Below are 12,767 nucleotides of genomic sequence, written 5' to 3'. Positions count from 1 at the left end.
GACGGAGAATACGGATTCTGGATTAAGCAGTCAAGAATCTCGGCCGGGGAATTTTGTACGTCTTTGTAGCCTCGGCCGCGACATGCGCGGGCTCACTCGCCCGAGCGCGCGGCCTCGCCCGGCAGGATCAGGCGCTCGGGGATGCGGCGCGACGAGGCGCGCGCGCAGGCGTAGTACAGCAGCGCCGGCACCAGCAGGCCGAGGATCCAGGAGATGTCGGTGCCGCCGAGCCGGTCGACCAGTGCGCCGGTATAGAAGCTGGTCGAGATGAAGGGCATCTGCACCAGGATGCCGATCACGTAGACGGCGATCGCCATGCGGTTCCAGCGCCCGTAGCGGCCCGCGGGATCCGACAGCGCCGGCACGTCGTAGCGCGAGCGCGTGAAGCAGTAGTAGTCGACCAGGTTGATCGCGCTCCAGGGCGTGAAGAAGGCCAGCAGGAACAGGATGAAGGCCGTGAACTCCTTCAGGAACGAGTGGCGGCCCGCGATCGCCAGCGCCGTGGACACCGTCACCATCGCCAGGATGTAGACCAGCCGGCGCCGGTGCGAGATCGCGCGCTGGCCGCGAAAGCCGCTGACGATGGTGGCCATCGACATGAAGCTGCCGTAGGCATTGAGCGTGGTGACGGTGAGCTTGCCGAAGGCGATGCTGAAATAGAGCAGCGCGGCCACCGCCCCGCTCGAACCGAGCCCGACGATGAAGGCCACCTCGTGGTGCGCGAACCGCGAGCCGGCCAGCGCGGCGGCGAACACGCCGAACACCATCGCGGCCTGCGCGCCGATCACCGAGCCCAGGCCGACCGCGAGGAAGGTGCGCGCCGACGAGGTGCCGCGCGGCAGGTAGCGCGAATAATCGGCCACGTAAGGGCCGAAGGCGATCTGCCAGGACGCCGACAGCGACATCGACAGCAGGAAGCTGGCGATCGAGAAATGACGGTTGGCCAGCAGCGCGCCGAGATCGTGGTTCGAGAACAGCCGCGCGAACATGAACAGGAAGGCGATCACGCCGATCACGCTGCCCACGCGGCCGATCAGGTGGATGGTGCGATAGCCGAGGATGGTCAGGACCACGATGCAGATCGCGAACAGCGCGATGCCGGCCACCTCGTCGACGCCGAGCAATTGCGCGACGGCTGCGCCGGCCAGCACCGAGCCGCTCGCCGAGAAGCCGATGTACATCAGGCAGACCAGCACCAGCGGGATCGTCGCGCCGTAGACGCCGAACTGCACGCGGCTGGAGATCATCTGCGGCAGGCCGAGCTGCGGCCCCTGCGCGCCGTGCAGCGCCATCACCGCGCCGCCGATCAACTGCCCCAGCAGCAGCGCGACCAGCGACCAGAACACGTCGCCGCCCAGCACCACGGCCAGCGCCCCGGTGACGATCGCGGTGATCTGCAGGTTGGCCGACAACCACAGCGTGAACTGGCTGGCGAGGCTGCCGTGGCGCTCCGCATCGGGGATGTAGTCGATCGATCGCGATTCGATCAGCTCGCCGCTCGCACGGCCCTCTCTCTGGTTCGCCACGTGCTGCGCTCCGGGTGATGTCGTCGATGGGGATTCGGGCAAGGGCCTCGGCCTGGCGCAAGGCACCCGCGCTCGAATCTTCTTGTATAGACAGGTCGGCAAAAATAGGGAATTACCCGGCGCGCCCGCGTGGGGAACGGGAGCCCGCCCGCCAAGCCGCCGGCAGCGCTCCCGGTTCGCGCGAGGCCGCGATCCGGTTCGTCATCTCAACCGGCCAAATTTGAATAGTCAACCTGGACGACGCACCGCCGGGTTCCGTCAATCGAAGGCCGGATGAAAATGCACCACGCCGGCCGGGATCGCCGCGGTCTCGCCCTGGAAGGATTGCGCCATGAAATACTCGGCCGGCACGTCCGGCACCGACAGGCGATGCGCGTGGTGGAAGCCGAAACGCGTGTAGTAGGCAGGGTCGCCCAGCACCACCGCGCCGGCTGCGCCGAGCTCGCGCATCATGGGCAGCGCCGCCTCGATCAGGCTCGCGCCGATGCCCTGGCGCTGGCACGCCGGGCTCACCGAAACCGGCGCGAGCACGAACCAGCCGGCCGCCGCCTCGGCGCTCTCGATGCGGATCGGCGAAAAGGCCAGATGGCCGACCATCGCGCCGTCCCGCTCGGCCACCAGCGACAGGCTCAGCGCCCCGGCCGCGCGCAAGGCGGCGACGATCCGGTGCTCGGTCACGCCCTGCCCCGGCGCGTGATGCGGATGGTTGTCGAAGGCGGCCAGGATCAGGGCCTCGATGGCGGCGATGTCGGATTCGGTCTCGTGGCGGATGGGGGTCTGCATGGATTCGGAGGTCGATGAGGGCCGGCGGCGTATCGTGCGAATCAGCATACTGGAACCCGGAGATGGCCGGCGAGCCACGTTGGCGCGGCCGACTCCGGAATTCGGCACACGCAACTGTAACCGAGGCGAGACCGGCGACGAACTTGGGCGGTCCCCTCCACTCACGAACTCGCCCACCATGACCGTCCACTTCTCCTGCACGATGTGCGGCCGCTGCTGCCACGACCTGCGCCTGCCGCTGTCCGTCGACGAAGCCCTCGCCTGGCTGGCGCGCGGCGGCGAGGTCCAGTTGTTCTGCGACGCGATCCCCTGGCCCGAGGAGCCGCCGCTCGACAACCTGCTCGCGCAGCATCGGCGGCGCCGTTCGTTCGCCGCCGCCTGCGGCGCGCTGCCGGTGCGCGTGTCGGTCACGCTGGTGGCGTCGTTCGCCGGGCCCTGCCCGCACCTGCGCGCCGACATGGCCTGCGGCGCCTACGAGCAGCGCCCGCGCGTGTGCCGGATCTACCCGGCCGAGGTCAATCCGGCGCTGGTGCTCGATCCGGCCGCGAAGGCCTGCCCGCCCGAGGCCTGGACGGAGGACAAACCCGCGTTGATCGCCGGGGGCCAGTTGGTCGACGCGCAGACCGCCGAGCTGATCACGCAATCGCGCGAGGCCGACCAGCGCGACCGGCTCGCCAAGGCCGGCGCCTGCGCCCTGCTCGGCTACGACATCGCCGCGCTCGCCAACGAAGGCTTCGCGATCTACACGCCGGAACCCGCGCGCCTGGCCGCGGCGCTCGAAGCCGCGAAGCAGGCGGCCGGGCAGGGCCAGCATGCCGAACCGACCTCGCCGACGCCCTGGACCCTGCTCACCAATCGCGCCGCGACGCTGGCCACGCTGCAGTCGATCGACGCGCTCGCGCAGCTCGACGCGGCAGCCTCGGCGAGCCGGCCCGAGCTCGCCTATCTCGGCTTCTTCGAGGGCGACGCCGCGCCGGCCTGAGGCATGCCGGCCTGGGACATGCCGGCCTGAGACAGCCCGGCCTCAGCCCGCATGCGCGACGATCCCCGGCTGCCGCTTCACGCTCGGCCGTTCGCGCATCCTCGCGTACCAGGCATGCAGGGCCTCGTACTCGCGCGGCACCGGCAGCTTCACGATCGCCGCGAACACCAGGCCGCCGATCACGGTGATGTCGGCCATCGAGAAGGCATCGCCGGCGACGAAGGGCTGCCGCCGCAGCAGCTCGTCGAAGTAGCGCATGGCCCGCAGGCCCTTGTCGCGCTGGCGAAAACCCCATTCGGCGTTCTGGTACAACTCGACCTCGGGCCCCAGGCCCGGCGTGCCATGGTGGAAATAGACGCTGATCGTATCCAGCAGCTCGATCTCGGCGCGCCTGTTCATCATGTGGATCAGCCCCTTCTCGCGAGGCGTCCTGCCGGTCAGGATCGGCGCGCCGTCCAGCGCATCGAGATACTCGGTGATGGCCGTGCATTCGGCGATGCAGGTGCCGTCCTCGAGTTCGAGCACCGGCAGCGTGCCCGAGTAGTTCTTGTCCGCGATGAAGCCGGGCCGCTTGTGCTCGCCCTTGTACAGATCGACCGTCTCGAAGCGCGCGCGCGACTGCAGCCCCTTCTCGGCCAGGGCGATGCGCACGCGCGTCGGGTAGGGCCCGGTCGGGAAATCGTGGATCGTCATGAGGGGAATCGTTTCGGGATCGAAATCGACGATGTCGGAATGCATGCCTTGCCTCTCCAGGTTGGGGGCCGCCGCCAGGATCGACGCTCGTCTGGCGCGGCAGGCCAATAAGCTATCTAACGATTGTTAGGTTTACGGTAAGGCGTACAATCGAGCCCGTCAACGAATTTTTGTGGGAGCAGACGCAGTGGCAAAGGAAGCGGGTACGAATTCGAAGGAGCGGATCCTGGAAGCCGCCAGGCTGATCGCGCAGGCGCACGGTTACGGCGGCCTGAACCTGCGCGATCTGGCCGACCAGGTCGGCATCAAGGCGGCCAGCCTCTATCACCACTTCGCGAACAAGGCCGAGCTGGGCGCGGCGGTGGCGCGCCGGTATTGGGAAGACACGGCCGTCGGGCTGGACGCGCTGCTCGACGAGGCCGGCAGCCCGGCCGAGGCGCTGCGACGTTATCCGGAGATGTTCCGCAAGGCGCTGGTGACCGGCAACCGGATCTGCCTGTGCAGCTTCATGGCGGCGGAAAGCGAGGACCTGCCGGAGCCGGTGCTGGTCGAGGTGCGGACTTTCGCCGACGTGAACGTGGCCTGGCTGGAGCGCACGCTGAAAGCGGCCAAACTGACCAAGCCGGCCGACAACGCGGCACGCGCGCGCGCGATCTTCGCGGCGATCGCCGGGGCGCAGTTGATCGCGCGCAGCCGTGGCGATGTCGCGGTCTACGACACCCTGGTGGAGGGATATCGCGCCGCCGGGCTGTTGCCGAAATAGAGGAAGGAAGCGGCGCGCGCCGCATCGGGCGGGCCGGGAGGCCCGCCGGCGCGACGCGCCTCGCCGCGCAGGAAACCGCCAGCCGCGCCGGCGGCGCTCAGGCAGCCGCCCTCGCCTTCAGCGCGAGCCAGGCCGGCGCGTGATCGATCGAGCGCAGGAAGGCGTCCAGATTCGCCCGCGACAGCGCCACCGTCGCCGAGTTGTCGAGCGGATGCAGCAGGAACACGGCCTCGCCGGCCAGTTCCGCGTCGATCACGAGACTCACCTGCCCGGCGGGATCGTTGACCAGCGCCAGCGGGCTGACCGAGCCCGGCACCACGCCGAGCAGCGCCTGCAGGTTCTCGGCCGAGGCGAAGGACAGGCGCTTGCTGCCGAGCGCGACGGCCGCCTCGGCGAGATCGAGCGACTTGCCGCCGGTGGTCATTACCAGGAAGAACCGGCCGCCCTTGTCCTTCAGCACCAGGTTCTTGCAGCGCGCGCCCTGCAGCGACAGCACCAGCGTGTCGGATTCCATCATGTTGAACACCGGCTCGTGATGCTCGCAGTCGAACGCAATGCCCGCCTGCGCCAGCAGCGCCAATACCTCGTCTTTTCCTTTCATCGCCTCGCTTACCTCGCTCGATTCGTTGACGGCGCGCGCTCAGGCCTCGAACACCGGGCGCGACGCCGCGAGGATCGCGGCCTTGGCCGCCTCGGGCGCGAGCAGCCCCGATTCGTCGAGGATCGCCAGCAGCGGCCGCCCCTGCGCCACCGACTGCCGCGCCAGCTTGCTGACGCGAGCATAACCGAGCGTCGGCACCAGCGCCGTGGCCACCGCCATCGAATCCATCAGGTGCCGCTCGTTGCGCTCGGCATCGGCCTCGATGCCGGCCACGCAGCGGCTGGCGAAGCGCCGGATGCCCTGGTCGAGCATGGCGATGCTGTCGAACACGCGCGAGGCCACCAGCGGCTCGAAATGGTTGATTTCCAGCTCGCCGTATTGCACCGCCTGGGCGATGGCGACGTCGTTGCCGGTGATCGCGAAACCGAGCTGGATCATCGCCATCGGCAGCACCGGGTTGACCTTGCCCGGCATGATCGAGGAACCGGCCTGCGCTTCCGGCAAGCGCAGTTCGCCGATGCCGCCCACCGGCCCCGAGGACAGCAGCGTCAGGTCCGAGGCGATCTTGCCGAGCGACACGGCGCAGGTGCGCAGCTCGGCGGAGACGCGCGAGAACACGTCCATGTTCTGGATCGCGTCGAACGAATTCGCGGGCGGCAGGTAGGCCACGCCCGTGATCTCGCCCAGGTGCCGGTAGAGCGCCTCGCGATAGCCGGCCGGCGCGCCGAAGCCGGTACCGATCGCCGTGCCGCCGAGCGGCAGGGTCCGCAGCTTGTCGCGCACGGCGGCCAGTTCGTCGGCCAGCCGATGCGTGAGCGAGGCATAACCGCCGAACAACTGGCCGAGCCGCATCGGCTGCGCATCCTGCAGGCAGGTGCGGCCGAGATGGAGGATGTCCGCGAAGGCCGCGGCCTTGGCCTCGAACAGCGCGGCCAGCGCCCGCGCCGCCTCGATCAGCGGCCCCATCATCGCGTAGGTGGCCATCTTCAGCGCGCCCGGGTAGACGTCGTTGGTCGATTGCGAGCGGTTGACGTGATCGTTCGGATGCACCACCTCGTAGGCGCCCGGCGCATGCCCCAGGTGCTGCTGTGCGCGATTGGCGATCACCTCGTTGAAGTTCATGTTGGTCGAGGTGCCGCCCGAGCCCTCCATCAGGTCGACCACCAGCGAGGCATCGAGACGTCCCGCGATCACCTCCCGGCAAGCCTCGACGATCGCCTCGCAACGCGCCGCGTCGAGCACGCCGTTGTCGCGATTGGCCAGCGCCGCCGCCCACTTGCACTGCGCGAAGGCGCTGCGAAAGGCCGGGTAATGGGCGATGTCGAGCGGAGAAACCGTCAGGTTCTCCACGCCGCGTACCGTGTTGACGCCATAGAGGCGGTCGCCCGGGATCGATACCTCGCCGACGTAGTCGCGTTCGACGCGCGCGCCGTCCTGTTGATGCTCATTCATAGGAGTTCCTGTCACCCATCACAATCCATTGGTCCATGTTTTTGCCGAGCGCCTTCAGCCTCGGCAGGAAAGACGTTTCGATCACCTCGCGCGCGGTCTCGCAGGCATCCTCGAAGAAGGCCTGGTACTCGTCGCGCCGCGCGACCAGGTAGAGCGAGCGTTCCAGCTCCATGCCCTCGACCGCGTGCACCTTCAGCCGGCCGGCGTGGGCCGCGCCCTGCAGCAGGCACATCGGCGAGGTGATCGCCCAGCCGATGCCCTCGGCCACCATCGAGGCCAGCGCGTCGGCGTTGTCCAGCTCCAGCCGGTTCGGCATGCGCAGCTCGATGCGCCGCAGATAGCGCTCGATCTGCATGCCCACCTGCGAGCCGCGGTTGAAGCGCACGATCGGCAGCGCGTTCGCCAGCGCGCGCAGCTCGTCGAGGTGGCGCACCGCCTGGCGATGCTCGCGCGGCGTGATCACGAAGTAGCGCTCCGAGAGCAGCCGATAGCGCACCACGTCGTTCGCGTCCATCAGCGCATCGCTGGTGACGATCAGGTCCAGGTCGCGCCGCAGCAGCGCCTCGCCCTGCTGCGGGCTCAGGCCGGTGCGGATCGACAACTGCGAGACCTTGCCCAGCAGGCGCTTGGTGAACACCGAGCCGCAGGTGGCCGCGAACGAATCGACCAGGCCGATCCGCAGGTCCGGCTTGATGCCGCGGCCGGCTTCCACCACCTGCGCCTTCAGGTTGGCGATTTCCTCGCCGAGCACCGCGCCGCGGTTGCGCAGCGCGATGCCGAACGGCGTCAGCGCCAGCGGCCGCGTGCTGCGGTTGACCAGCACCACGCCCAGCTCCTCCTCGAGCTGCCGGACGATCTGCGACACGCCCGACTGGGAAATGCCGAGCCGGGCGGCCGCGGCCGACATGCTTCCCGCTTCCGCGACCGCGACGAAGACCTGGACGGCGTGCATGTCGATGGGTTTGTTCGATGGCATCAGGACCTCGGGAAAACTTGATCGCGCCCATCTTCCGCCAGCCGCCGCGATGCGTCCATGCGTGCCTGCCGGCTCAGGCGCGCCGGTCGCCGACCGGGCCGGCGTAGGCAGCCGGCTCGTCGCCATCGGGCGCTTCCATGTCGGCGAGCTTCTCGCCGCCGGTTTCCGGCGCGAACGCATGGCAGAACACGCCGCCCGCCAGCAGCACCGCCACGCACACGCCCAGCGTCGCGTGGACGCCCACCCGCTGCACCGCCAGCGGCAGCAGGAAGGTGCTGATGGCCGAGCCGAAGCGGCTCGAGGCGACCGCCAGGCCGACGCCCGAGGCACGCAGGTGGGTCGGGAACAGCTCGGGCGGATAGACGAATTCCAGGTTGGCCGCCGCCGACAGCACGCAGGCGAACAGCCCGAAGGCCAGCATGGTGCCGACCGGCCCGAATCCGGCATAGGCGAGCACGGCAAGACCCAGCGCCGCCAGGTAGAAGGTGCCGATCAGGAAGGCCCGGCGCGAGACGCGGTCGACCAGCAGCAGCCCGACAACCGCGCCGGCCAGCAGCAGCACGTTGTAGACCAGGCCGCCCACGAAGCTGTCCTTGACCTGCAGCGCCTGGAGCACCTTGGGCGCGAAGGTGCCCAGCGCGAAATACGGGATCACCTGGGCCGTGTAGAACACGCAACCCACCCAGGTGTTGCGGCGCCAGCGCGGGGAGAACAGCTCGGCCCAGGCACCGGCGCGGCGCGCGACCAGGGACGGGGAAGGCGGGGCCAGCGTGACGTCGGGGCCGAACTTGCGGCGCACGATGGCCAGCGCCTCCTCGCCGCGCCCGCGCTTCATCAGCCACATCGGCGATTCCGGCACCGTCAGGCGGAACGGCAGGATCAGCAGCGCCGGCACGCCGCTGGCGGCGAGCATGATGCGCCAGGCATCCGGGCCGATATCGCGCAGCGCGAAGCCGGCCAGATAGGCGCCCACATAACCGGCCGCCCAGGCCGCCGCGAGGATGCTGAGCAGCCGGCCGCGATAACGACGCGGCGCGTATTCGGTGACGAGCGACTTGCTGACGACGTAGTCGGCGCCGAGGATCAGGCCCAGCAGCAGGCGCAGCACCAGCAGTTGCGAGGGCGAGGTGACGAAATACTGGGCGGCGGACAGCGCCGCGAACAGCAGCATGTCGAAGGCGAAGATGATGCGGCGTCCTGAGCGATCGGCCAGCGGGCCCGCCAGCAGGCTGCCGAGGAACAGCCCCGCCAGTGAGGCCGCGCCGAGCAGGCCCATCCAGACCGCGTCCAGGTGCAGCGCGCCGGCGGCCATGCTCACGGCGATGCCGATGATGCCCAGCACGAAACCGTCGCTGAACTGCCCTCCCGTGCCGCTCAGGGCCACGCCCAGGTGGAAGGGCCGTAGCGGCAGGTCTTCCAGCAATACCTTCGTGCTCACCGTCTGTCTCCTCTGATCTTTTCGATTGTCCGCGCGTGGATGTTCGCGCCATGGAGATCAGTGTAGGCGGGCAGATTCAGGAAATCAGCATGAGGGACGGGAGTATCAGGAAAGCTAATGGATTGTGCCGCGATGGCTGAACCTGGCGCCCGGGATCAGCCTGCCCGGCTTCAACGCATCGACGCGAGCGCCTCGAACAAGGCGAGGTTGAGGTGCTTGACGTCGTTGTTGGTCGGCCAGGGCTGCGAGGAGAACTTGGCGATCACCGTCTCGTTGGCCCGGTCGACATACAGCCACTGGCCATGGATGCCGATCGCGAAACAGGCGCCGCTGGCATTGCCGAGCTGATACCACTTGTTGCGGTACCTGCCGTTCGGCAGCCAGTCCGAGAAATCGCCTTGCCGCCAGGCCTCGGCGCTGCCGCCCGTCAGCGTGTCCTCCATCCAGTCGGCGGGGATCAGGCGGCGCCCTTGGTGGTTGCCGCCCAGGCGCACCAGCTCGCCGACCCGCGCCAGGTCGCGCACGCCCATGCAGAGGCCGCCGCCCGAGCGCGCCGTGCCGGCGATGTCCACGGTCACGCAGCCGTCCTGCCGCAAGTCCAGCGCCTGCCAGAGACGTCGCGAGGCGAAATCCGCGTAGCGCTCGCCCGAGGCGCGCTCGATCACCAGGCCCAGCACGTCGGAATTGGGCGAGCAGTAATGGAACGGGCCGCCGTGCTCGCCCTCGCCCTTGGGCAAGGCGGCCAGCAGCTCGAGCACGGTTTCCCTCGGCTCGCCGTCGCGACGCGGATCGAGCAGCCCGGCGCGCCGGTAGCGCGCGTAGATGCCGTTCGGATCGAGATAGTCCTCGTTGAAGGCGAGGCTGGTGCGCATGTCGAGCACATGCCTGACACGCGCGTCGCCGAACGCCGAACGCGCCAGTTCCGGCACGTAGTGAGCGACCGGCGCCTCGGGATCGAGCAGGCCGTCGCCGTAGAGCATGCCGGCCAGCAGCCCCGCCACCGACTTGCTCGCCGAGAACAGGATATGGCGGCTCTGCAGCGTGAAGTTCGGTGCGTGGAAATCGGCAACGATGCGCCCGCCCCGCATCACCGTGATCGCGTCGGTCCAGGTCTCGCGCAGGATCGAGGCCACCGTGCGCCGCTCGCCGCCGATCTCCAGCTCGTGCCGCGTCAGGGCCTCGGCATCGACCAGGGGCGGTTCCGCCAGGCCCGGCGTGGCCGCGATGCGCGCGCTCGGGATCAGCTCGTGGACGTGGCGAAACGCCCAGACGTTCCAGGGCGCGTCGCGCCAGTTTTCGTGCCGGACGCTGTCGCGCCGGAATCCATAGTCGCTTTCGAAGCGTGCAGGGATCATCTTGCTCAGGGCTCCCGATCAATGAACATGCTGGAGGAACTCGCGGAACCGCTCGCCCGGCGGCGACGCGAGCATCGCGGCCGGATCGCCGTCGTGCACCAGGCGCCCGCCTTCCATGAACAGCAAACGCGTGCCCACCCGCTGGGCGAAGCCCATCTCGTGCGTGACCACGATCATGGTCATGCCCTCGCCGGCGAGCGTCTGCATCACCTTGAGCACCTCCTGGCGCAGCTCGGGATCGAGCGCGGAGGTCGGCTCGTCGAACAGCATCAGCTTGGGCTGGATCGCCAGCGCGCGCGCGATCGCCACGCGCTGCTGCTGGCCGCCGGACAACTGCGAGGGATAGTGGTTCATGCGCTCGGCCAGGCCCACCTTCAGGAGCAGCGCGGCGGCGATCTCGCGCGCCTGCGCCTTCGATTTGCCGCGCGCGCGGATCGGCCCGAACATCACGTTCTGCATCGCCGTCAGGTTCGGGAACAGGTTGAACTGCTGGAACACCATGCCGGCCTCGAGCCGGATGCGCCTGACGTCGCGCGCGCTGCCCAGCACGCTGATGCCGTCCACGCGCAGGTCGCCGGCGCTCAGCGTCTCCAGGCCGTTGATACAGCGCAGCATGGTCGACTTGCCGGAGCCCGAGGGGCCGACGATCACCGCCACCTCACCGCGCTCGATCGACAGGTCGAGCGGCTGCAGCACCACATGGTCGCCGAAGCGCTTCGACGCCTGGCGGAATTCGATCATGCTCATTTCAGGCGTACCTTCCGTTCGAGCACTCGCAGGCCCAGCGCCAGCACGCTGATCACGAGCAGATAGATGACGGCCACCGCGCTCCAGATCTCCACCGCGCGGAAATTCTCGGCCATGATTTCCTGGCCGCGCCGGGTCATCTCGCCCACGCCGATGACGAGGAAGATCGAGGTGTCCTTGACCAGGTTGACGAACTGGTTGCCCATCGCCGGCAGCGCGCGCCGGTAGGCGATCGGCGCGATCACGTGGGCCAGCACGCTGGGGAACGGCAGCCCCATCGCCAGCCCCGCCTCGCGCAGGCCGATGGGCACCGCGTCGAGCGCGCCGCGGATGATCTCCGCGTTGTAGGCACCCGAATTGACGATCAGCGTGATGATGGCGGCATGGGTGGCGCTGATGCGGATGTCCATCATGATCGGCAGGGCGAAGTAGACGAACATCACCTGCACCACGATCGGCGTGCCGCGAATCAGCGCGACATAGACCTGCGCCGGGATCGAGACGACGCGCCCGCCGTAGGTCAGCGCGACGCCGGCCAGCACGCCGAGCACGACGCCGCCGCCCAGCCCCGCCAGCGCGATCAGCAAGGTCAGGCGCAGGCCTTGCAGGAGGTCGGGCAATGCGGCCCAGACGGCCGCCCAGTCGAAACTCATGACGCCGCCTCGCCGAACCATTTGCGATTGAGCGCCTGCAGCCGCCCGTCGGCGCGCATGGCGGCCAGTTGGGCATTCGCGGCCGCCACCAGCGGGCTGCCCTTCTGGAAGCCGATGCCGACATCGAGCCCTTCCAGCGGCGGCTGCACCACGCGGATCCTACCCTTGCCGGCGGTGTTCGCGTAGTAGAGCAATTGCGGCTTGTCGTAGACGACCGCGTCGGTGCGGCCGGCCTCGAGCGCCAGCAGCGCGTTGTTGATGCTGGGCAGCTGGTCGAGCGTGACGCCCTTGAGGTGTTCCTTGATGTACGCCACCGCGACGGTGCCGGTTTCGGTGCCGATGCGCTTGCCGTCGAGATCGGCCGTGTCGTGGATGCTGGTGTTGTCGGCCCGCGTGACCGCGATCAGGCCGCTCTTGTAATAGGGCGTGGAGAAGTCGATCACCTGCTGGCGCTCCGGCTTGATGAAGAGCTGGGAGACGATCGCATCGAGGTTGTGCGTCTGCAGCGCCGGGATCAGCGCGCCGAACTCCATCGGCTGCAGGCGCCACTTGCGGTTCATGCCCTTGGCCACCTCGGCCCAGACCTCGACGTCGAAGCCGGAATAGCCGTTGCCCTGCTTGAACGCGAACGGCGGGCTGCCCACGTTGGAGCCGATCACGAGCTCGGGCTCGTCGGCCAGCACCGAACGGGACAGCAGGATGGCGGGACCGGCCGCGAGGCCGAGTTGCAGCAATTGACGGCGGTTCATGGTGCTCTCCACGAGTGGTTGTGCATGCCGGGCCTGTCTCTTCGCGAGG

Annotated in this window: 13 protein-coding genes; 2 read left to right on the top strand and 11 right to left on the bottom strand. The window is 68.8% G+C overall.

The features are described 5' to 3' along the window. Positions 1-92: 92 nt before the first annotated feature. A complete protein-coding gene (locus F3J10_RS00515) occupies positions 93-1,526 on the bottom strand; it encodes a cytosine permease (RefSeq protein WP_345791176.1) in 1,434 nt (477 codons plus the stop codon). Between the two features lie 258 nt (positions 1,527-1,784). Then, positions 1,785-2,309, bottom strand: coding sequence for an N-acetyltransferase (locus F3J10_RS00510; protein WP_167240534.1), 525 nt, complete (start codon positions 2,307-2,309; stop codon positions 1,785-1,787). A gap of 178 nt (positions 2,310-2,487) precedes the next feature. Here F3J10_RS00510 and F3J10_RS00505 point away from each other — a divergent pair, with 178 nt between their 5' ends. After that, positions 2,488-3,291, top strand: coding sequence for a YkgJ family cysteine cluster protein (locus F3J10_RS00505; protein ID WP_167240532.1), 804 nt, complete (start codon positions 2,488-2,490; stop codon positions 3,289-3,291). 42 nt (positions 3,292-3,333) lie between these two features. Here F3J10_RS00505 and F3J10_RS00500 read toward each other — a convergent pair whose 3' ends face one another. Next, positions 3,334-4,029, bottom strand: a complete 696-nt coding sequence (locus F3J10_RS00500; RefSeq protein ID WP_105829049.1) for a glutathione S-transferase — start codon at positions 4,027-4,029, stop codon at positions 3,334-3,336. Between the two features lie 142 nt (positions 4,030-4,171). Between F3J10_RS00500 and F3J10_RS00495 the strand changes: the two genes are divergently transcribed. Next, a complete protein-coding gene (locus tag F3J10_RS00495; protein ID WP_025096680.1) occupies positions 4,172-4,747 on the top strand; it encodes a TetR/AcrR family transcriptional regulator in 576 nt (191 codons plus the stop codon). 97 nt (positions 4,748-4,844) lie between these two features. Here F3J10_RS00495 and F3J10_RS00490 read toward each other — a convergent pair whose 3' ends face one another. From F3J10_RS00490 to F3J10_RS00455, 8 genes are all read right to left on the bottom strand, one after another. Next, entirely contained in the window at positions 4,845-5,348 is a 504-nt protein-coding gene (locus F3J10_RS00490; protein WP_025096679.1) for a prolyl-tRNA synthetase associated domain-containing protein, read from the bottom strand. A 39-nt stretch (positions 5,349-5,387) separates the two neighbouring features. Continuing rightward, on the bottom strand, positions 5,388-6,800 hold the full coding sequence (locus tag F3J10_RS00485; protein ID WP_167240530.1) for an aspartate ammonia-lyase: 1,413 nt from the start codon (positions 6,798-6,800) through the stop codon (positions 5,388-5,390). Continuing rightward, entirely contained in the window at positions 6,793-7,776 is a 984-nt protein-coding gene (locus tag F3J10_RS00480) for a LysR family transcriptional regulator (protein WP_167240528.1), read from the bottom strand. Before F3J10_RS00480 ends, F3J10_RS00485 begins: the two co-directional genes overlap by 8 nt. Before the next feature lie 73 nt (positions 7,777-7,849). After that, on the bottom strand, positions 7,850-9,214 hold the full coding sequence (locus F3J10_RS00475) for an MFS transporter (RefSeq protein ID WP_167240526.1): 1,365 nt from the start codon (positions 9,212-9,214) through the stop codon (positions 7,850-7,852). A gap of 170 nt (positions 9,215-9,384) precedes the next feature. Beyond that, a complete protein-coding gene (locus tag F3J10_RS00470; protein WP_167240524.1) occupies positions 9,385-10,569 on the bottom strand; it encodes a serine hydrolase in 1,185 nt (394 codons plus the stop codon). A gap of 18 nt (positions 10,570-10,587) precedes the next feature. After that, complete coding sequence (glnQ, locus tag F3J10_RS00465; RefSeq protein ID WP_167240522.1) at positions 10,588-11,316, bottom strand: glutamine ABC transporter ATP-binding protein GlnQ; 729 nt, start codon at positions 11,314-11,316, stop codon at positions 10,588-10,590. Next, the gene (glnP, locus tag F3J10_RS00460) at positions 11,313-11,969 is read right to left on the bottom strand and encodes a glutamine ABC transporter permease GlnP (RefSeq protein ID WP_167240520.1); all 657 of its coding nucleotides are present in this window, start codon (positions 11,967-11,969) and stop codon (positions 11,313-11,315) included. Before glnP ends, glnQ begins: the two co-directional genes overlap by 4 nt. Continuing rightward, the gene (locus F3J10_RS00455; protein ID WP_025096672.1) at positions 11,966-12,718 is read right to left on the bottom strand and encodes a transporter substrate-binding domain-containing protein; all 753 of its coding nucleotides are present in this window, start codon (positions 12,716-12,718) and stop codon (positions 11,966-11,968) included. The genes glnP and F3J10_RS00455 overlap by 4 nt, the downstream gene beginning before the upstream one ends. Between the last annotated feature and the right edge of the window lie 49 nt (positions 12,719-12,767).

The organism is Burkholderia sp. Cy-637 (genome assembly GCF_011753175.1).
GTDB lineage: Bacteria > Pseudomonadota > Gammaproteobacteria > Burkholderiales > Burkholderiaceae > Burkholderia > Burkholderia gladioli.
This window is presented reverse-complemented; position numbering and strand designations above follow the sequence as displayed.

Bases quoted from the DNA above. Each gene is read 5' to 3' on its own strand.
- F3J10_RS00510 (WP_167240534.1), bottom strand. From the start codon at position 2,309: ATGCAGACCCCCATCCGCCACGAGACCGAATCCGACATCGCCGCCATC.
- F3J10_RS00505 (WP_167240532.1), top strand. From the start codon at position 2,488: ATGACCGTCCACTTCTCCTGCACGATGTGCGGCCGCTGCTGCCACGAC.
- F3J10_RS00500 (WP_105829049.1), bottom strand. From the start codon at position 4,029: ATGCATTCCGACATCGTCGATTTCGATCCCGAAACGATTCCCCTCATG.
- F3J10_RS00490 (WP_025096679.1), bottom strand. From the start codon at position 5,348: ATGAAAGGAAAAGACGAGGTATTGGCGCTGCTGGCGCAGGCGGGCATT.
- F3J10_RS00485 (WP_167240530.1), bottom strand. From the start codon at position 6,800: ATGAATGAGCATCAACAGGACGGCGCGCGCGTCGAACGCGACTACGTC.
- F3J10_RS00480 (WP_167240528.1), bottom strand. From the start codon at position 7,776: ATGCCATCGAACAAACCCATCGACATGCACGCCGTCCAGGTCTTCGTC.
- F3J10_RS00470 (WP_167240524.1), bottom strand. From the start codon at position 10,569: ATGATCCCTGCACGCTTCGAAAGCGACTATGGATTCCGGCGCGACAGC.
- glnQ (WP_167240522.1), bottom strand. From the start codon at position 11,316: ATGAGCATGATCGAATTCCGCCAGGCGTCGAAGCGCTTCGGCGACCAT.
- glnP (WP_167240520.1), bottom strand. From the start codon at position 11,969: ATGAGTTTCGACTGGGCGGCCGTCTGGGCCGCATTGCCCGACCTCCTG.
- F3J10_RS00455 (WP_025096672.1), bottom strand. From the start codon at position 12,718: ATGAACCGCCGTCAATTGCTGCAACTCGGCCTCGCGGCCGGTCCCGCC.